Annotated in this window: 19 protein-coding genes; 12 read left to right on the forward strand and 7 right to left on the reverse strand. The window is 43.3% G+C overall.

Translation table 11 applies throughout. The features are described 5' to 3' along the window. On the forward strand, positions 1 to 201 hold a 201-nt coding region (locus tag NDI42_RS26310; protein WP_190450619.1), incomplete at its 5' end, for a tyrosine-type recombinase/integrase. Positions 202 to 250: 49 nt separating this feature from the next. Here the strand turns inward: NDI42_RS26310 and NDI42_RS26315 are convergent. Continuing rightward, positions 251 to 718, reverse strand: coding sequence for a GIY-YIG nuclease family protein (locus NDI42_RS26315; RefSeq protein WP_190460562.1), 468 nt, complete (start codon positions 716 to 718; stop codon positions 251 to 253). 96 nt (positions 719 to 814) lie between these two features. Beyond that, positions 815 to 1,030, reverse strand: a complete 216-nt coding sequence (locus NDI42_RS26320) for a hypothetical protein (RefSeq protein WP_190460564.1) — start codon at positions 1,028 to 1,030, stop codon at positions 815 to 817. Positions 1,031 to 1,263: 233 nt separating this feature from the next. On the opposite strand from NDI42_RS26320, the gene NDI42_RS26325 reads away from it, so the two are divergent. The 7 genes from NDI42_RS26325 (at position 1,264) to NDI42_RS26355 (ending at position 7,353) form a co-directional block, all read left to right on the forward strand. Next, the gene (locus NDI42_RS26325; protein WP_190460567.1) at positions 1,264 to 2,151 is read left to right on the forward strand and encodes a hypothetical protein; all 888 of its coding nucleotides are present in this window, start codon (positions 1,264 to 1,266) and stop codon (positions 2,149 to 2,151) included. A gap of 97 nt (positions 2,152 to 2,248) precedes the next feature. Then, positions 2,249 to 2,437 (forward strand): hypothetical protein, encoded by a 189-nt coding sequence (locus NDI42_RS26330; protein WP_190460569.1) that lies wholly within the window; start codon positions 2,249 to 2,251, stop codon positions 2,435 to 2,437. Positions 2,438 to 2,563: 126 nt separating this feature from the next. Further along, positions 2,564 to 3,547: a hypothetical protein gene (locus tag NDI42_RS26335; protein WP_190460571.1), complete on the forward strand. Its 984-nt coding sequence runs from the start codon at positions 2,564 to 2,566 to the stop codon at positions 3,545 to 3,547. A gap of 56 nt (positions 3,548 to 3,603) precedes the next feature. Next, complete coding sequence (locus NDI42_RS26340; RefSeq protein WP_190460573.1) at positions 3,604 to 4,767, forward strand: polymorphic toxin type 24 domain-containing protein; 1,164 nt, start codon at positions 3,604 to 3,606, stop codon at positions 4,765 to 4,767. A gap of 32 nt (positions 4,768 to 4,799) precedes the next feature. After that, positions 4,800 to 5,282 carry a hypothetical protein gene (locus NDI42_RS26345; protein WP_190460575.1) on the forward strand — a complete coding sequence of 161 codons (483 nt, stop codon included), beginning with the start codon at positions 4,800 to 4,802 and terminating at the stop codon, positions 5,280 to 5,282. A 38-nt stretch (positions 5,283 to 5,320) separates the two neighbouring features. Beyond that, on the forward strand, positions 5,321 to 6,244 hold the full coding sequence (locus NDI42_RS26350; protein WP_190460577.1) for a coiled-coil domain-containing protein: 924 nt from the start codon (positions 5,321 to 5,323) through the stop codon (positions 6,242 to 6,244). 218 nt (positions 6,245 to 6,462) lie between these two features. Next, complete coding sequence (locus tag NDI42_RS26355) at positions 6,463 to 7,353, forward strand: hypothetical protein (RefSeq protein ID WP_190460579.1); 891 nt, start codon at positions 6,463 to 6,465, stop codon at positions 7,351 to 7,353. 96 nt (positions 7,354 to 7,449) lie between these two features. Here the strand turns inward: NDI42_RS26355 and NDI42_RS26360 are convergent, their stop codons facing one another. Both NDI42_RS26360 and NDI42_RS26365 read right to left on the reverse strand, forming a co-directional pair. Next, positions 7,450 to 9,672, reverse strand: coding sequence for an FHA domain-containing protein (locus NDI42_RS26360; RefSeq protein WP_190460581.1), 2,223 nt, complete (start codon positions 9,670 to 9,672; stop codon positions 7,450 to 7,452). 66 nt (positions 9,673 to 9,738) lie between these two features. Then, positions 9,739 to 11,910, reverse strand: a complete 2,172-nt coding sequence (locus NDI42_RS26365; RefSeq protein WP_190460583.1) for a serine/threonine-protein kinase — start codon at positions 11,908 to 11,910, stop codon at positions 9,739 to 9,741. A 1,254-nt stretch (positions 11,911 to 13,164) separates the two neighbouring features. Here NDI42_RS26365 and NDI42_RS28990 point away from each other — a divergent pair. The 3 genes from NDI42_RS28990 to NDI42_RS28995 are packed head-to-tail and all read left to right on the forward strand — an operon-like array spanning position 13,165 to position 13,811. Then, positions 13,165 to 13,287, forward strand: a complete 123-nt coding sequence (locus tag NDI42_RS28990) for a helix-turn-helix domain-containing protein (RefSeq protein WP_399318481.1) — start codon at positions 13,165 to 13,167, stop codon at positions 13,285 to 13,287. 22 nt (positions 13,288 to 13,309) lie between these two features. Next, positions 13,310 to 13,600 carry a hypothetical protein gene (locus tag NDI42_RS26370; RefSeq protein ID WP_199311490.1) on the forward strand — a complete coding sequence of 97 codons (291 nt, stop codon included), beginning with the start codon at positions 13,310 to 13,312 and terminating at the stop codon, positions 13,598 to 13,600. Beyond that, entirely contained in the window at positions 13,560 to 13,811 is a 252-nt protein-coding gene (locus tag NDI42_RS28995) for a transposase family protein (RefSeq protein WP_190460585.1), read from the forward strand. The genes NDI42_RS26370 and NDI42_RS28995 overlap by 41 nt, the downstream gene beginning before the upstream one ends. A gap of 323 nt (positions 13,812 to 14,134) precedes the next feature. On the opposite strand, the gene NDI42_RS29000 is transcribed toward NDI42_RS28995, so the two are convergent. Next, entirely contained in the window at positions 14,135 to 14,380 is a 246-nt protein-coding gene (locus tag NDI42_RS29000) for a WD40 repeat domain-containing protein (RefSeq protein WP_399318476.1), read from the reverse strand. 454 nt (positions 14,381 to 14,834) lie between these two features. On the opposite strand from NDI42_RS29000, the gene NDI42_RS26375 reads away from it, so the two are divergent. Then, positions 14,835 to 16,187, forward strand: a complete 1,353-nt coding sequence (locus NDI42_RS26375) for an ABC transporter substrate-binding protein (RefSeq protein WP_348231755.1) — start codon at positions 14,835 to 14,837, stop codon at positions 16,185 to 16,187. On the opposite strand, the gene NDI42_RS26380 is transcribed toward NDI42_RS26375, so the two are convergent. Continuing rightward, complete coding sequence (locus NDI42_RS26380) at positions 16,188 to 18,461, reverse strand: CHAT domain-containing protein (protein ID WP_190460589.1); 2,274 nt, start codon at positions 18,459 to 18,461, stop codon at positions 16,188 to 16,190. It lies immediately after the preceding gene. Between the two features lie 30 nt (positions 18,462 to 18,491). Continuing rightward, a partial coding sequence (locus NDI42_RS26385) for a DUF1822 family protein (protein ID WP_190460591.1) occupies positions 18,492 to 19,074 on the reverse strand: 583 nt, incomplete at its 5' end.

Genomic DNA, 19,074 nt, shown 5'->3' on the forward strand with positions numbered 1-19,074 from the left:
GATGCTTGTCGCCGGATGGGAGTAGAGGGAGTCAGTACCCACAGCTTTAGGCGAACTGCTCTGACTCAAATGCACAATGCTGGGATACCGCTGCGACACATTCAGGAGATATCCGGACACAATGACCTGGGTACTTTACAGCGGTATCTAGAAGTATCGCCAGAGCAGAAGCGTAAGGCGGTATCGATGATTGGTTGGTGAAGGTCAGAGCCATCTGCGAGCGCCTGATTATTTTTGAAAAGACTGCTTTTCACGGACAATGGCTCTGACTCATAACAGGTGCTGGCTTATCATCCTCCGCCAAAATATCACATTCTACTTGACTAAGACATTTGAGATGCATCTGTTCCAAATCGTTCAATACTGTACTCGCCTCAGTATCAAACTTGTAATATTCAGTTAAACTACTCAATCGATAATTAAAGAGCTGGTAATGATGTTTGAAATATAGCTCAACGTTGCTCCTGTGTTCCCAAGTACCAAGTATCTTGAGTTCCACACTTTTGTAGTGCGAGCGCAAATACCGCTTAATTTTTAGCATTCGTTCTTCAATCGGTCGCTTAGTCACACCAATTTTATAAAGAGTTTCACTATCACCCTCTACTTCTAAATAGTACAAGCGATGCTCCAGAATTCGTCTGAGCTGAGTTCGGTAAAGCCATAAATCAATTGAACGTTCTTTCAAATCCAGGGATTTAAGAACAAGAGCGAGTTCCACCTGTCGTTCTATATCAGATAATTTCTTGAGGAGAAGCGGCTCCTGAATCTGATTGAATTCTTTAAAGGGCAGCGCTCCTACTGGAATCTGGCCAAGCTATGTAAATTCGTAGCCGGGAGGATTTTGATAGGGATTCTTCTGTAATAATTTTGCTTTGATTAATGGCTTAAGGTCAACGGAGAAAGGAATACTCCAGCCATTCTGTCCGCATGATTTCCAAAAGGTTTTGGGCAATTGCAGTGGCTGACCTGATAGCTCAATATTGAAGTTGTCATACAGGGGAAGCTCCGGGAAGTCTCCCTTAACTGTCACAGAACGACAACTTGACTCAACACGAGCGAAATGATGTTCCTTGACTTGACCGATGCCCTATCAATTGTAGTGGTACAAGTTCCGACTCCTTTACAGGAAGAGGTGTACCAACCCCTTTGAAGAGTTTTGTAACGAAAAGTTTCATTTGGCATAAATTTGGCGCTTCATACCTGAGACAAAAATAGAGAGTTCGCCTTGGCTCTTTGATAGTTAAAGCGTAGGTTGCGGTAGTTATGTCAGACATCAATGCCTTAATTGACGAAGGTCTGGAGAGAATGCAAGACCTCTCCCAGGACGCGGATCGTGCCTTAGATGGAGTAAGTCAAATTGAGCAATTCTTAACAACCTTAACGGAAAGCCTTTCTAATACAGAACAGTCAGCTCAAGAAAGTTTTGAAACCTTAGGGAATAAGTTCACAGAGACCGAGCAAAATCTGGAGACCGAGTTACAAAATGCCAAGGAGGACTTGAACGAACTGCGGGAAAAAGCCGGGGCGTTAGAAACTCAGCTAGAGGAAATGGCTAATGAAATAAAAAGCCAGCTGAGTGACTTGAGGAGCCAGGCAGAAGAAATGCTTTCGCAAATCGAAGAAAAGGCGCAAGAAACCCAAGAAAATCTTAGTAGTTTATCCCAGCAGTCTCAAGAGTTTGAGTCTAATGCTGATAGTTGGGAAGATACTGCTACCAGTAATATTGAGGCGCTGCGTAAAGCCGTTGAGACAGCGAGAAATGGCTTCAACGAAAATCAGACTGAGTTGATGGAACAGTTCGGAACGCTTGAGCAGGAAATCGGCGAAAAGCTAGAAGTTGTGATGGAAGATTTTGGTGAATTGATGGAGGAGAATAATAACCAGTTAACAGAACTCGATAATGCTCTAGACACAGCTGCTAATAAGGCACTTACAGAGATAGGGCAAAAGTTTATGGAGGCTAACGGTGAGATTAATAATGCGGCACAACAATTGGCTGAGGCTCTATCAACTTTGGGTGAATCTAGTACAGACAATTGTGAGCAGATAAATGACAAGTTTGGTGAAGTTATAGACAAGATTGGCGAGGTGGTTGAGATTATTCAAAAGGTTATGCCAGTTCTAGAAGAGGTAGAGGAAAAACTGGGCTAGTTCATAGACTACGTGGATAAAGGAGAAGTAGAGGATATGGAAATCGTACTCTTGGTTTTTATCGTTGTTGGGTTTGGGCTACTTATTGCTAGTGCAAATGGAAGCAGAAAGTTCCGTCGTTCTAGTAGGCGTGGTGGAAGTAGCAACAACAGCTACATCGACTACGGCGGCAGTTCTAGTAGCGATTACGGTAGCAGTTCTGGTAGCGACTGCGGTGGCAGTTCCGGCGGCGACTACGGTGGTGGTAGCTCTGGTGGTGACTGCGGTGGGGGCAGTTAGTTATTGACTGAGCGATCGCATACTACACTCAAACCAGTTGGATTTACATTGCATTAATTTACAGCAAGAGATCGCATTCCAGAGCAGGTATCGAAACGAAAATTGTTTCCCAAGGGACATGGTGTAAATTGTCATGGCAGAGGTTGTAGAGCTTAATCAAACCGTTGAAGAAACCAGTGAGAGTTTAGATCGGCTTTTGGCTGTTCTTGAGCAAGCTTGTACTCAATTTGATGAAGTTTGTTCAGAAATTGAATCAGAAAGTGATGCTTTAAATGAAGGAACTGAAATAGCAACTCACTGGGAAGCATTAGCCCAAACTTTACAAGAGGCTGAAGATAATATTGAGAGTGCTGAAGCGGAAGTAATAGAGGAGTTAAAGGGGCTACAACAGGTCACGACTGAGGGAGTCGAAGGATTAGATGAAGCTCTACAAACCCTCGAAGAAATTCACAGTGCTTTGGAGACAGAGATTAATGAGAGTAAAACCAAACTTGAAGGAGAGATGACGGAAGTTGAAGAAGCTTTTGCTGAGATGGTAGAAGCGGTTGATCAGGTTGAAGAGTCTCTAACTGAGGCAATCAATGAAACAAAAGAGTCATTTAATAATTTGGATGAAGCCGTTACAGACCTTGAGCAACAAGTAGAAGCCTTTTCTGAAGTAGACACAGATTTTGAGGAATTGATTAGTGAGATTACTGAAAGCCAAGAAGAAGTAGAAACTGCCTTAACTGATTTCAGTGAACAATTGAGTCAGGGAGAGAGTGAGTTAACAACTTCTTTTAACGATTGTGAAACAGAAGTAACAGAATTGTTTGACACGTTCAAGACAGAAGTTGAAGAAATTGCTGACAACTATAAAGAGGAAAGTTCAGAAGTTCTCTCCGATCTGGGTGAGGAGTGTGAGAACACGTTCCAAGAGGAGATAGAAACGGCTGTCGAGGAGGTAACTGGAGAGGTAGTTGAGGTGATTCTTGGTGAGGTGGATGAGAGTGCAACGGTGATGAATTCAGGAGAAGATACGACGGCTGAATTGGAGCCAATCTTGGCAGAGTTAGAGGCGGCGGGAACAACAATGGTTGCTGTTAATGATGCGCTGGAAGAAATTGCTGTTGGTTGATGGCTCAATAACTCTGCCAGTTTGGCGACGTTCATTACGTTAGGGAGATTTGAATTATGAGTGGAGCGGCTGACTTAATGCCCCGCGTTGAGCAAGCTAGGAGCGGTCACCAAAGAGCTGAAGAACTGTTGTCAGAAGCCAGAGGAATGCTGGGCAAGCCTGAGGAGCAGGCTCCCCCACCCGAAGAGGAAGGAGGATGGTTCGACAAGCTCAAGGGCGCTAGTCACACGATTTTAGATGTAGCAGGTTTCATCCCTGTCGTGGGTACTGTAGCCGATTTAGCGAACGCAGGTTTGTATGCGGCGGAAGGTGACTATGCAATGGCGGCTTTATCAAGTGCGGCTGCTATCCCTTTAGTAGGTGATGCTGCTGCCGCTGCCAGACTAGGAATCAAGGGCGTAAATGCCGCTACGGATGCTGCTAGAGTTGCCGATAATGCCACGGATGCTGCTAGGGTGGCTGATACAGCTAGAGCTCCGCTAGATGATGTCTGCTTTGTTGCGGGCACAAAAGTACTTACAACCCAGGGAGCAAAACCTATTGAGTCTCTCATCATAGGTGATGAAGTTTACGCTCACGATCCAGTATCTGGGGAAAGAGCCAGTCACTGCATAAGCCATACTTTTGTTAGAACTGCACCTGTTGTCCTTGATATCCAGATTGGTGAGACAACAATCACTTGCACCCCTGAACACCCCTTCTGGATTCCGGATATTGGTTGGCAGAAAGCTGGAAAACTGGAGCTTGGTGATTCTCTTCTCACGAAAGCGAATCAAGTTGTTCAGGTTGACTCTATCAGCAGTCGAGAAGGCTCATTCACCGTCTTCAACATAACGGTAGATTGTCTGAACACCTATTTTGTCTCCCCTCTTGGCATTTTAGTTCACAACAAACCAGTACGGGTTAACCCACCAAGTCCCGCAGATAATTTGCTGGATAATGGTCGCCAGGTTCGAGGAAATTTTCCACAGACAGCTAGACCGAATGAGGTGTTATATCGGGAAGGTAGTGATGGACGTGTAACCCATTATCAAACATATGATCAGGATGGGTTACCTATCAAGCGAGTCGATCTGACAGGAAGACCTCATGGTGGTGTGCCGACACCACACATTTTAGAGTATACCCGTAACACAGATCCAGCTACCGGTCGAACCTTTGTCAACAAGCCAAGCCAAGTTCGTCCCGCTACACCTGATGAAATTCCAAATGTTTATTAAGTAATGTCTAGCTATACATCTGAGAGGAGCAAATGGAATCTGCACCGTACATTTTAGAAAAATTAATTTGGTCTGATGCTGATTTTGAACAGATGGGTTGGCACGATGCTTATGTTCATGCGATTGCAGCAATACCAGAAAATTTTGAATTGCTTTTCGATCTAGATTACATTGTCCAATGGATTAGCCCAGTTACACAAGATGAATATTTAACATTTTTGGTAGCACCAGCAACACTTGTTTTTAGAAATGTTTGGAATATAGAGTTACATCTAGAATCTCAATCTGGAGAGTTTTCGCTTCAGAATATTGACCGCCTGGATGAGCAGACTACACCAAACGAGAAGATGACGGATTGGCTATGGAAACTTGATGGAAATGAAGGTAGCTTGAGTTTCCGATCAACTGGCTATAAGCAATACTTTCGTAGGCAGCCAATTCTTACAAAATTCCAGCAGCTTAAGTTCGAGGAACGTGACGGTATATGCTTCAGCCGCACTGTTCCTTCAAAATAACTGACAGTATTCCAACGTTATCCTAAGAACATCTAAACATGAGTGCAACAGCAGAATCACTAGAACAAATGGCGACTGAAGTACCAGAAAAACTGAATACTTTAGTTGAGGAAACAAAAGAAGTTCAGACTGGCGTAGACGAGTTAGAAACTAGCCTTGAAGAAAAGCAATCCCAAGCAACAGAGCTTCTTAGTCAGATTGACACTGCTCTCGATGAACTTCAAACAGAAGCATCAACCCAGAAGACAGAGACACAACAAGCGGTAACTGAGTTAGAAAGCGATATTGAGACTTTAAAAACTGAAATCACTGAAGCGCAAGAGCAGCTAGTTAGTGAGATTCAAGAAGCTCAAGAAAAATTAACGGCTCTCCAAAGTCAGTTAGATGAAGGGCAGACAACTGTAGAGACGGCTGGTGAAGAAGTCGAGACGGCACTCAATGAGGCTCAGGAAAAAATTAATTCTAGTCAAGAACAGCTAGTCAGTGCCGTAGATTCGACTAAGCAGGAAGTTGATGAGCTGCAACAGAGCCTTGAAACGGCAAAAACAACTGCCAATGACCAAATTAACCAATTAACTGAGGAGATAAAAGAAACTCAACAAGAAGTCAGCGATAAGATTCAAGAAATCATTGATAGTTTTACTGACTTGCAAGAAGAGTTAGAAACAAAAGTCACAGATGTGCAGACAGAAATTGTGCAAAGAGAAGTTGAGCAATTGGTAGAAACTGCTCAGCAAAAGACAGAGGAACTCAAAGAGATGGTTGAGACTGCTGTTCAGAAGGTAGTAGACGCACTTCGAGATACGAGTAGCCAACTTACAGACGCAAAAGATGATGCCGTAAGTGAGCGTGAGGAGTTAGAACCACTCATTAATGAATTGAAAGAATTGATTGAACCACTAGAAGAAGGAATTGAGCGGGTGAAAGAAGCTGCTGAGAAAGTGGGAGTTCCATTTGGTTGATGAATAAGGGCTACGCTGTCAACCCGCCCGGAAATTAATTTCCGGGCTAATAGCTCAAGTCCGTTTTAACGGACTGAAGCCTCTATGTTCAGTCCTCTTAAGAGGACTTTAGCCATGAGCCAGGGATTAAAATCCCTGGTGGGTTGACAACGGAGCAGTTAGTTGAATTTCTCTTTTTCGTTACAAACTTATAAACCGAACAAATTGAAGGGGGAGCAATGGCTGATTTTCAGACAATGACATCAGAGACAACAGCTAAATTAACGACACTGCTTGGGCAAACTGAAGAAGCACAAACTAACTTGCAAGAGACGCAAGAACAGGTATCGAGAGTCCAAGAACAAGTTGAGACGGCTTGGACACAATTGAATGACCAGGCTCAGTCTCTACTAGAGCAGGTGACAAGTGGCAAAAGTGAACTGACTGCTGAAGCTGAGTCAGTCACTCAGATGCTAGAGCAACTTAAAAGTAGAATTGAAGCCTTGGGAGAAGAGCTGACGCAGGAGCTAGAGGAAACCAAGAATGCGATCTCTGCTTTAGATGATCGGATCGAAGCACTAACACCAGAACTAGAACAAAGCGTAAAAGACACTGAGGAATCTCTAAACTCTCTCCAAGAAAAAGAAATTGGCTCAGAAGTCAAAGAAATCATTTCCCAAACGACAGACTATTTACAAGACGTAGATAGTGAACTAGAAAGTCATCAAACAGCTATAGACCAACGAGTTGAAGCTCTGCAAACCTACATTTCTGAACAATGCATACCTGAAATCACTACGAAAGCGACAGAATTTGCCCAACAGCTCGAAGGAGTGGTAGAACACTTTACAGAGAAGTTCCAAGCGGTAGGAGATGCAACTGAACAAGCGGCGCAGGAGACAGTTGACCAGGTAAGCGAGGGTCAGAATAGCTTATTTGAAGAACTTACGAGTACAACTCAAAAAATTGAGGAACTGATGGAGATACTGAGCAGTGCAGTTAATGAAGCGAGTGCAAGCGTGATAGATGCTAATGCTACCTTGGTCGATGGCATCGATTTAACAAATACTGGTTTCAAAACAGCGACAAATTTGTTAACAGAAGCCAAAGATGCTCTAGCACAGGTTTAAGTAGGTAGGCAGGATTAAATCAAAAATACTACTAAACAGCTCCCTCATTGCCAAGCAGGGAGCTGTTTTATATCTTTTAATGACTACGTACTTAAGTCAAATTCGCTTGAGTTTCTGTAACTCACTCAGCTCCTTTCTCAAATTATTCTGTTGTTCTTTACGTTTACTCATCCGCAATTTGAGTGGTAACTGACTACCTTCTGCTTCTGTAACAAATTGCTCGGCAAGCTGCTTAACGGTTTTTATAAGTTCATCCAACCGTTGTTCTTCTACTTCTAAAGCTTGTATGATTTTTTGGCTAATTTTTTCTACCAAGCGATTTTTCACAAGAGACTGATAGTAACTACGCAACTCATTTCTCATTTTCTCTACGGCTTTTTCTTGTTCGGCTTCCTTAAAGTTTTGGTAAGTACGCTTCAAAAACTTAAACAAAAAGTAACAAATACCAGCCAGAAAAAGAAATGATATCAAAGGGGCATTTTGAAACGCTCCGCCTATCGGTTGAGTAAGCTTCTGGATGATCTGTCTTCTACCACCAGCAATTCCCAGAACACTCAAGAAGCTGAACATGAACATAAACTGCATCCATTGGCTTCTGACCTTCTTAAGAAGATAAAATAACGGAGAAACTTCTTGATATCGAGTTTCACAAGAAGGTTTTTTGAGGGACGACGCAAAGATTTCTTGAAGGTCAATCGTTTGTCTAGGCTGCAAAGCGGAATAGCTTAAATCTAGAGCCGGAATAGAACTTAGTGCTTGATAATTTTTCTGAAAAAGCCCTTTCAATCCCCCTTGATTATAGCGAGTACAAATTCGTTCCCATTCTTCATTAGCCCACTGACTTAGTTCAGCTCGACAAAGGTCTATCAATGCAGTATTTGCATCGACAATTTTCTCTTTAGGCTTACTACTTTTAACCCCTCGTCGCTCTGTCACCTGTTTAGTGACAATTGCCCTCAGCTCAATATACTTACACCCCTCTTTCTTTATGACCTGAGACTTTAACTTATCTACAGCTTCGCTGATTTTAGAGGTGAGACTTTCGCTCAAATACTCATCTAATAAGTTTGCCCTTGATTGACTGAGTTTAGCTTTAGCCTGTTTAAAAAGCTCTATTTTATCATCGCATAGTTGCCTAATACTTTTATCCGTTTTCTTTTGTAAGTCCTCTCCTTTTCCTCCTCGTATTTTTGCTTCATCTTGCTGAATTTCGGTTTCTAGAGCTTTTTCTTGATTATTGAAAAATTTTTCTATTAAAGCGATTTGGGATACCGCCTGTCCAGTCAGCCGTTTTATCAAAATGTCTTCAGGCTTACGCTTGACTAATTTTTCTAGGGACTTGCAAAAACTGTCTAGTTCCTTTGCATCTGGATCGGCAAGGGGCGATCGCAAAGGAACTAGCTCAAGAGATAAGCTAGAATTTTGATTTTGAAGCCGAGCCTTAACTTCAGCGATGCTAGTTTTGATTTCTTGAGCTACCGGGTGATGAGGCTCTGGGAGTTCTACCACTACTACAAGTAAAGAAATTGGACTAATACTAGCCTTCTCAATCAGCTGCTTTTCATCGGCTGTTAGCATCTGGTTGGGTTCAAGCACTAAACACAAAATATCGCAGTCAACCAGCTTCCTGTAAAATTCATCGACCTTAGAAGAAACGTCGCTATCCAAATGGGATTGACACTCAAAGATAAATTCTGGACTTTTTTCAGTTGGATTTTCGTAACCTAGAGTGATGCGATCGCCCGATCGTAACACTTGACGATCTTGTAACCGCTGACCATTTAAATAAGTGCCATTGGTGCTGTTGAAGTTGCAAATTTGCCAAGTTGGATGGCTAGAATCAACTTCGGAATTTGAGACAGATTGGATTTCGGCATGACGTCCAGAAACCCATGCGTACTGGTTTGGCAGACAAATCTGACACTGAGAGTCATCGCGCCCAATCAGTACTCTGTGATTAATAGGAAGCTCATAACGAGTCTGCTGTAATCCAGCCGTGCTGGCAGAAGAAACTTGAAGAATGAGAGCAGCAGCTGGTTCGGGAGCAGCTTGTTCAGGCTCCCTAGGCAATAACATCCTCTGAAAATTGTAGAACTCTGGCAGAGGCTTGTAACTACTAAGAAAGTTTTGTAGCGCTTGAGCCGGGGCTGGGTTATGACTAACAATTTGCACCGTAAGTTTCCCTTGTCTCAAAGAATCGGCAATTTTTACCAATTCTTGCTCAACTACCTGAAATGTCTCATTTTGGGCAGTTCTGGCAGCAACAAATTGCTGAATTTCCTGAAGGCGATTTGCCAATTTATCAGATTTGAGTGACATCGCTTTGTACAGCTCCTGAAATCTGCTTTCCTTAATTAAATACCCGGCTAAAAACGTTTCGGCTCCCTACGGTACTTGCCAAATCTTGATTGTCTTGTCCTGACTGCTACTAGCAATAGTCTGACCGTCAGGGCTAAAAGCTACAGAATTAATCGGGTCGGCATTCCCAAAGAAAGTATGAATCAAATCGCCAGTATGCAAATTCCAAATTCTGATTGTTCCGTCCTTACCACCGCTGACAATCGTCTGGCTGTCAGGACTAATGGCGACTGATTCAACTGAGTCTGAATGCCCTGTAAGAGAATGGAGTAATTCCCCGGCGTAGAGGTTCCAAATCTTGATTGTGCCGTCGGCGCTGCCACTGGCGAGAGTTGCGCTGTTGGAAGCGATCGCCACCGAATTAACCTGACCCGAATGCCCTCTAAGAATGTGGAGGAGTTTCCCCGTATGCAACTCCCAAATCTTGATAGTGTTATCCAAACTGCCACCAGCAAGGAGCCACCCATCTGCGCTGATTTCAATAGAAGAGAAAGCAGCTGTATACCCGGAAAGGGTGTTAAGTAGTTTACCCGTATTTAGATTCCAAATTTTGATGGTGCTATCCTCACCGCCACTGGCAAGCGTCTGACCATCAGGGCTAATAGCAACTGATAAAACTGACCATAAATGTCCTTTAAGAGTACGGAGCAGTTCACCTGTATGCAAATTCCAAATCTTGATCGTGTTATCCTCACTGCCGCTCGCCAAAGTCTGACCATCAGGATTTACGGCAACATCGTAAACCCTTCCTGAGTGGTCAGAAAGAGTTTGATTTGAGTTCTCTGTTTTTAGATCCCAAATCTCAACTATCTGGTCTACGCTACCACTGACAAGCGTTTTTCCGTCCGAACTGAAGGCAACCGACTCGCTGGTGAAGGAGCTAGTAAGTGTATCTACTAGAAATTCTTCTTGCGGGACAGTTAGCGTCGAGGAGTTGCCACTCTGATATCTAGAGCCAAAACCAACAATAAAAATTAAAAAAATAGCGATTCCTGTTACAATCAATCCCGCTCCAATTAATAGAGAAATTTTTTGAGAAAGGGTAAGAACTTTAATCAGGTTAGGCAATTTACGGGTGTCTTTCTTGCTCCTAACTTTGTAAGCCCGGGTCAAAATCGGAGGATGTTCAATCGCTGAATCAATTTTTTCGCTCAGCCGATCAGAAATTGGCGGTGCGTTTTGCTCAGATAATTCCGGTGCAGGTTGAGCTACTGAAGGCGCTGGTGATTGAGGGGAGGTAACTATCTCTGTCGGTAGTATAGGGCGACTGGCGATTTCTGTTCGTGGAAATCTAGGGGAATTTGCAATTTGCGTTGATGAGTTTAGGTTGGTTAGTTGTTGGATAGCTTGCAGCGTTTCTGCTACAGACTGGTAGCGATCCTTGAAGTGATAGCGCACCATCTTGGTTAGGACAGCTTCTAGCCCAGAACTAATCTGAACCTGTTGCTGCCACAAGAGTTCACCAGTCCCAGAGTCTTCCTGAAATTGTGTCGGATTTAACCCCGTTAATGCTTGGATGCCAATAATTCCCAGCGCATAAATGTCGCTGTTGGAACGAGGTTTGCCTTGCCCTTGTTCGGTGGGCATATACCCTGTAGTGCCAATAGCTACCGTTATATTTGGCTGTTCTGGCGGCACTACTAGCTGTGTCCGCACTTGTTTAACGGTGCCAAAGTCAATCAGAACTAATTTTTTGTCCCGGTTACGTCGGATGAGATTATCGGGTTTGATATCGCGATGGATGACTTCGTAGCTGTGAACAAAATCCAAGATGCTTAAGACTTCACAGAGCAGTTGGATAACTTGGCTTTCACTCCAGCGTTGACTAGGTTGTAGTTCCTCACTGAGCAGTTGCCCTTCAATGAATTCTTGTACTAAGTAGAACTCTTGGTTTTCTTCAAAGTAGGCTAACAGTCGGGGAATTTGGTCATGGTAGCCCAATTTTTCTAAGATTTCGGCTTCGCTACAGAATAAACGCCGAGCAATTTGCAAACATTCGGAATCGCTACTAGCAGGTTTGAGGTGTTTAACGACACAGGTCGGGTTTCCAGGGCGACGAGTATCTTGAGCAATGTAGGTTTGACCAAATCCACCTCTGCCCAGGCTATCGATTATCTGATAGCGTCCGTCTAGTAGCTTGCCGAGCATTGGGTGACTTACTGAGGTGGAAAAATCATCAGTAGCAGTATTTCTGGGCATAAGGACTGTACTCTCAAGACGTATGGAGCTGGCGTAAGCTTTTGGTGCCTTAGCTTGAAGTTCATCAGTCTGCTTTTCGGGTAAACAAGTGAGAATTTGGGTTCGATTACCAAGATGAAACTAGCAAACCTCTATTTACCTCTCGGACTCAAAAGTCCAGAATTATGCGCCGCTTTACAAAAGTTCGCATTTAATTGAACAGCGAATCGATTTTGGATTTTGGATTTTGGATTGATTTCGCTTTTACTGGAAAGTGTCGAATAACAAATTATTAGCTGCCATTAACACATTAATGCTGCCCAGGAATAAAATAATGAAAGCTTTGATTGTAGAGGTTTTGGTTTAAGTTCAGTGGCGTAAAAATAACTATATTATTCAAGCAATTGTATTAATTTTAGCTCTCTAAATTTAGACAGAGCAAGGGCGCTCTGGTTATTTCAACACTCAATAACATTTTTTTAGCAGCAAATAATCTGTTATTCAACAGCTATCTTAGCCACTTTCTTATTGTTGCGATCACACTTAGTTTCTTTGTACAAGAAATAGAATTAGACTTTAAAGAAATCATCCAAAGTCCAGAAGCGAGCGCTCCCCAATTTAGTTACGCCTTGCCACTGCTCTCTCTCCTCCTGACTTGATGCCTTCAACCCTTTTAGCTGGAAATAGCTTTGCCACTCTCTGTCTGGTGACAGCGCACTCTAAGCTATTCCTACTTCTGAGTCCCAATCCCATCCTAAAGATGCTTGCCACTCTCACTGACATAGAGACTGTTTTTCATATAGTCATGCAGCGAATCTTAACCGAGTACTAGTAGATTATCTAGATATAAATTCTTCAAAATCACTGTACCGTTTATGTTGTGCAAGGGTAGCATCTTACTGTCAGAACTTAAACTTAGTCTAACAATGTCTGAACTTTTGTGAAAGGTTTTAAGTTTCTTGCCATGATTGCTCAAGAGTTTGAAGGTTTCACAATCCATTAGACTTATCCTTAATATAAACAAACTGTAATAATAGAGAATAATTTTAAATTTATGTATCTCTAGTATGACAAGCCTTCTCAAACGCATTGAATCCTATCCACATGAAGCAAAGCGATTAGTTGGCATTGACTATGACTTATTTCTAAATTTAGTCGCTTTAGCTGAAGAAAGGTATTTACAAAAACAAGCAGAAATTGGAATAACGAAAATATAGCCTCCGGCATACGCTGTGCGATTAGATTAATGCTAAAGACGGCGGACGTAAACCGGAACTGCCTGCTCAAGAAGGAATTTGTCTAATTATAATTTATTTAAGACAAAAACCCATCTTTGAAATTTTAGGTTTACTCTTTGATATCTCTAAGACTAAAGCCAATGATGCTTTTCCTTATTAGGTAAATATGAGAGAGAGAGATTTTGCTAGCTTCTCAAATAGAAGAAGTTGAAGAGGATGCCGAAAAGTATAAACAATTACGGAAAGCCTTAACCGATTACCAGTTAATAGTCGATGGCTCTTTCGCTGCACATTACAAGACCTGTAGACTACGAGGAGCAGAAAAAATACTACTCAGGCAAGAAAAAATGCACACTCTCAAGAATCAATTCATCGTTTTACCGCAGGGGGAAGATATTGTAGACGTTGTTAGTGGTGAACTGGGTAAGACAAATGACATTAATTTGTTTAGAAAAACTTCTAAACAAATTTGACAAAGAGCAAAATTTCCTGGGAGATAAAGCCTATAAAGGAGAATCAACCGTCACAACTACCCATAAAAAGCCCAAAGATCAGGAATTGAACGAAACTCAGAAACAAGAAAATAAAGATTTATGCTCTCAGCGAATCGGCGTAGAACCTTTGATATGTTTGGTCAAAATATTTCACGTACCTAATGAGAGATTGCGTCTCGTTCGTGAATAATATACAAAAGTAATATTAACGCTTTGTGGTTTAGTCCGCCTGCCTCTTAAAAAGAAAGTTTTACTGCCTCTTAAAAGTTTCTAAGCTCTCAGACAAAACTTGGACAACTATTTTCGCTTATTTGAGAGAAGTTTTGATAAAACAGCCCGATAATCGTCCCAAACCATTATTTCACCGTAGATAAGCTGACCCAATCCCTGTTGGGCAAGGAGGCGTCAAAACCAGACACCGAAGGGCATCTATAATTTGCGGATAGGTCTATTGAGGCAATGATTTTGCTATCGGGGCTAATTCCCACGCTGTAGGGCTGTATTTTGTGTCCCTTAAGGATTATTGCTCTTTCTGCCGTCCAAGTTCCAAAGTCTCACTGTACTGTCGTAATAGGATAAGGCGATTGTTCTGCCATAGGGGCTGAAGCTACCCCTATGTAGTTCAGAGCGACATGACACAAAAGTTTTAAGCAAAGTACGATTACGGTTCCAAAGATTCAATGTCTTGCTCTCATGAACTGAAGCTTTTGGATCGCTACTAACTGAAGCCAATATTATGCCATCTGGACTGAAACCCACATTTGTAGCGACCGAAAAGTCCTACCTTTCGAGGGTTTTGAGCAAGGTGTCATCACTGCTCCAAATTGAACTGTACCGTCCTTAGTGATTAAGGCCAGCATCTTGCCATCAGAGCTGAAACTCACATGATACCCTTCCCAACGGTTACACTCTCTGACCCCATGAACTGCCTGCTTTAGCGCAAGCACAACCAGCATTCGGGTTTGAGCTAGTCGCTTCCCCTTGAGCACATACAATTTCTTAGGAGAGCGATACTTGAGTAGCATAGAATTTGATACGCGATCTAACACAAGCTAGGAGCCATTGAGCTGTCTGTGCATATTATAGTCTGTCAACAATTTGCGCTAATCCCTTGCTATATAGTAGTACCCGCCATTAGACAGTACAAATCAGGAGCCTTAACTTAGTACCATTCAGCCATATGGGGCTTAACTTTGCGGGAATCAACTCACTTGTGGAAAACAGTAAACAGCAAAGCAGACTGCCAAAATTTATGCAGCAACTTGGGTTTCCAGGAAACTTGAGGCGACTAATAATTGTCTTCCTGCTGGTTATCGCGTTAATTTTTATCCTGTTTCCGAAGCCAGTTACTTTATCTTTTGTTGTATCGAAGAATGAAGTTGAATATTGGAGACCACTGATCGATCAATTCGAGGCTAAGAACAAGAGTATTCGTATTGACCTAGCAAACCTTAGTAAGACTAAGCTAGTAAATCCAGCTGACACCGATCGGTTAAAAGCAACTTATATCGAAGGTTTTGAGGGTAAGTCACAGCCTTTTGACCTGATTTACATGGACATTATCTGGGTTCCCGAATTTGCCGAAGCGGGGTGGCTGATGGATCTTACCAAGGAGCTTTCGCAGCAGGAATTTAAAAAGTTAGAATTAAACGAATTTCTGGTTAGTGAGGTCGATAATGGGTACTATAACGGCAAGCTGTATCGGATTCCCTTCCGCACTGATGTAGGCGTGCTTTACTACCGTAAAGATTTGCTCAAAGAGGCAGGATACTCACCGCCAGAAACTTTTGAGGATTTGATAAAAATTTCCCAAGCACTGCAAAAACAGAAAAAAGTTCCTTGGGGCTACCTCTGGCAGGGTCGGCAAACGGAAGCACTTGCAGCAATGTTTGTTGAGGTGCTTAAGGGCTATGGTGGCTTCTGGATTAAAGATAAAACAGTAGGACTTGGTCAGCCAGCAGCAATACAAGCAGTTGAGTTTTTACGCAGCACGATGAAGCAGGGTATTTCTCCCGAAGGTATTACTACCTACGAAGAAGAATATACCCGCCGCCTATTCCGAGATGGTCAAGCAGTTTTTATGCGTAACTGGCCCTTTGCCTGGACTTATGCTAGCAGTCCAGGATCTTCTGTTCGTGGCAAGATTGCTATTAAACCTATGGTTCATGCATTAGGAGAAAGCAGTGGTGCCTGCAAAGGCGGCTGGGGCTTTGGCATTGCCAAAACCACAAGGCACAAAAAAGCAGCCTTGCAAGCAATTAAGTTCTTCACTAGTGCTGCCGTTCAGCGCCAGTTTACCTTGGCATATGGGTCTGTGCCAAGTCGTCGAAAGCTGTTTTTTGAGCCTAAAATTGTTGCCAGATACAGCCATTACCCAGAACTGCTGAACGTGATTGACAAATCTTGGGTTGCACGTCCACGCATTCCTCAATATGCACAGGCATCGGCTATTTTACAAAAATATCTGGGTGCGGCTCTTAATCCTGATGAGAATGGATATCCCAGCCCTCAAGAGGCAATGAATGCCGCCGCTCAGGAGACCCAAGAGCTATTGAAGGATATGTAATTAATTGTTTGGTGAGTTATTATTCCTTATCTCTACTGTGCCGTCAGCACTAGCGGTGGCTAAGTAATTATCATCTGTTGGGCTAAAGACAATGCCTACTAAGCTATTCTTGTCTGGATCGCCCTTGTTGGGAAATGTTTTCACTGAACGACCATTGGTTGTCCACACTTCTACAGTGCCATCAGTACTAGCTACGGCGATGTATTTCCCATTCGTAGGACTGAAGGCAACTGCCACTACGTTATCTTGTGGCAAGGATATAGCTTTTTGGTCGTTGCTATTATGTGTTTGCCAATTCCACACCTGTGCTTTGTTGTCCGAACTGGTCGTCGCTACATATTTCCCATCTGGGCTGAAGCTGACATTGATGATGTAAGTGTTGAGATTTAAGTGCGCGATCGCCTTGGGGCTGCTGCTGGTCATGTCCCATACTTGTGTAGTGCCGTCAGCACTAGCTGTAGTTAGATAATTATTATTTGTCGGACTGAAGGTAACATCAACTACATCTTCTGATGGTAGAGATATTGCTTTTTGGTCATATTTGTGTGCTTGCCACTCCCACACTTGTGCTTTATTGTTCAAACTGGCTGTGGCTAAATACTTTCCATCTCGACTAAAGCTGACAGCTCTTACGTAAGTCTTGTGTCTTAGAACCGCGATTTCGTTGCGGCTGTTCGTGTCCCATAGGTGTACCCTACCATCAGCGCTGGCAGTAGCTAGATATTTTCCATCCGTGCTGAAGTTAAGTGCTACTACAGGAAAGGGATTTGTATGCTGTAGAGTTTTGAAGCTGCTGATGCTACCGTTTGGGGTGATCTCCATCAAGCCTGCGGTAGAATCCAAACTAGCAGTGGCTATTTTCCTCTGATCTGGACTGAATTTAACAGCTACTACGCCATCTTCGTGTGATTGGCAAGCAACTTCCTTAAAGCTATTTCCCTTGACTTCCAACACTCGTACTGTGTTGTCCAAACTTGCTGTAGCTAAATATTTCCCATCCGAGCTGAAATCGATGTCACTGACATCGGTAGCAGGCAAATCGCAGGATTTCGGGGGAACGAATTCGTCAAAGACGATCTTCCCTATCCACACACCTACCAATAAGATTATGGAATATTTAAAGATCGCACGATAGAGAAGAGGCTGTTGAGGCCGTGGAAGCGTTTGCCCTCCCTCAATTGGTCTAGATGAACGACGACCCAAATCTTGCCAAGAAGGCGGCACCGCAGCGGGATTCTGAAAAATCACCGGCAACCAACTGGCACAGGGAAAGTTATCCTCTAAACCATGCAGCTTTTCTCGTGCTTCCCGCTCTGCCAAATAGAAAGACTTGCCAGAAGCCAAAGCCGCCAGAAAATCAGTTAAAAATGCCTGTGCCACTTCATCGGGCACCGGCTCGCGCATGACAATTATTTGCCCAATATGCAACTGTTCTAGCTCCAGCGCCAATCCCAACCCATCACAAGAGTTGAAAATCGCCACCTGCAACCCGTTAGCAACGGCATTTCTCAGGGCATAACTGAGTTCTTTAATCGTTAAGCTATCCGTCTGATTGATATAAATGCGACCCGTGTCACCTTCACTATTGCTATGACCCGCAAAAAAGAGGATATCCCAAGGTTGGTTCCATAGCGAATTGCTGATATTCTGGCGTTGAGGCTCTACCAGAAAGGTCGTTGCGGCATCAGGTAAATTTTCTAGTAACTGTCGGTCTGTCTGGACATTTATACCCGCACTATTGCCCAGAATCGCCAAGATTCTCACTTTATCTCGGTAAGTGGGCGTTTTCAATGAAGCTGGTTGTTCAGATTCTGGGGCACTGAATGCCACTTCCGCTAGTCGGTAATCCTCAATCAAATCCCACAGATGCCAGGGAAGTTTCCGCAATTGCACACTAGAGGTGCGAATCAGTACCCGTACTTCGTCAGAGGGCGATAATTGTTGGAGCCATTTCTCCCGAATCGGCCGGAAAGACTCTGAAACAAGCCAGTTATTCAAGCGCTTTCGCAGCTCAATAGCACAGTTATAGCACCCCTCACGCCACTGGTTAATGGAACCCCCATAAACAATTTTTTTGGCTTTGATTCGGAACGAATTGCCAAAACTACAATAGGCTGACTGCCACTGGTCAATTGCTTTAACCAAATCGGTTGCTCTTGGCAATTGCCCAGTAACTTCTATTGAAGGCCGCTCCCCCTCTGCCCCAATCTCCAGCGTGACCCGAACTCCTTGTTCCAAATCACCATCTAGCTTCAAGACAACTAACTTTCTCATGACCAGCACCCTGTACGAGTGTTCTTACCTTCAGATGACAAAATTTTCGCTCACGCTAATATTCCCCAAAGCTACCTTGACCGTGAAACATTCTCCCGGAAAACCGCTAAATTGCAATTGAATGAAATTATTGCTGCTTCTCGTTTGGGCTTCCATTAGCAGGGCACCCTCCTCATCCAGTGCCATCAGTTGGAGATTTGGCGGTAAATAGATTTGACCGCTTGTGGGACGCACCTCCACCAATATGTTCATTTCTTTATCATTTTCTGGAGTAAGCGCGACGGCTAAAATTACTGACTGGTCAGTCAGTTCTATCCCCAACTCGATCCGCTTACCCCTCTCAACACTAGCTTCCGGAGTGCTTCTAAGACTCAGAGCTAGATTAGCCCGTTGGGTACCTAAAACTGCTTCCATTGACTGCCAACTTGGCTCAAAAATGTTCTCAAACCATTGACTTAGGTTTACCCGCATCTTGACCGATTGGGTTTGGCCGATCTGACGAATGTGTAAGAGCAAATCTTCGAGCGATCGCAAACAGCCCACAGGTAACTCACCGCTTTCTGGAACCGTTGGGGTAAATCCTAGTAGCGTTGCTTCTCTCAACGATTTGTCA

Origin of the sequence: Funiculus sociatus GB2-C1 (assembly GCF_039962115.1) — a bacterium.
GTDB classification, from domain to species: domain Bacteria; phylum Cyanobacteriota; class Cyanobacteriia; order Cyanobacteriales; family FACHB-T130; genus Funiculus; species Funiculus sociatus.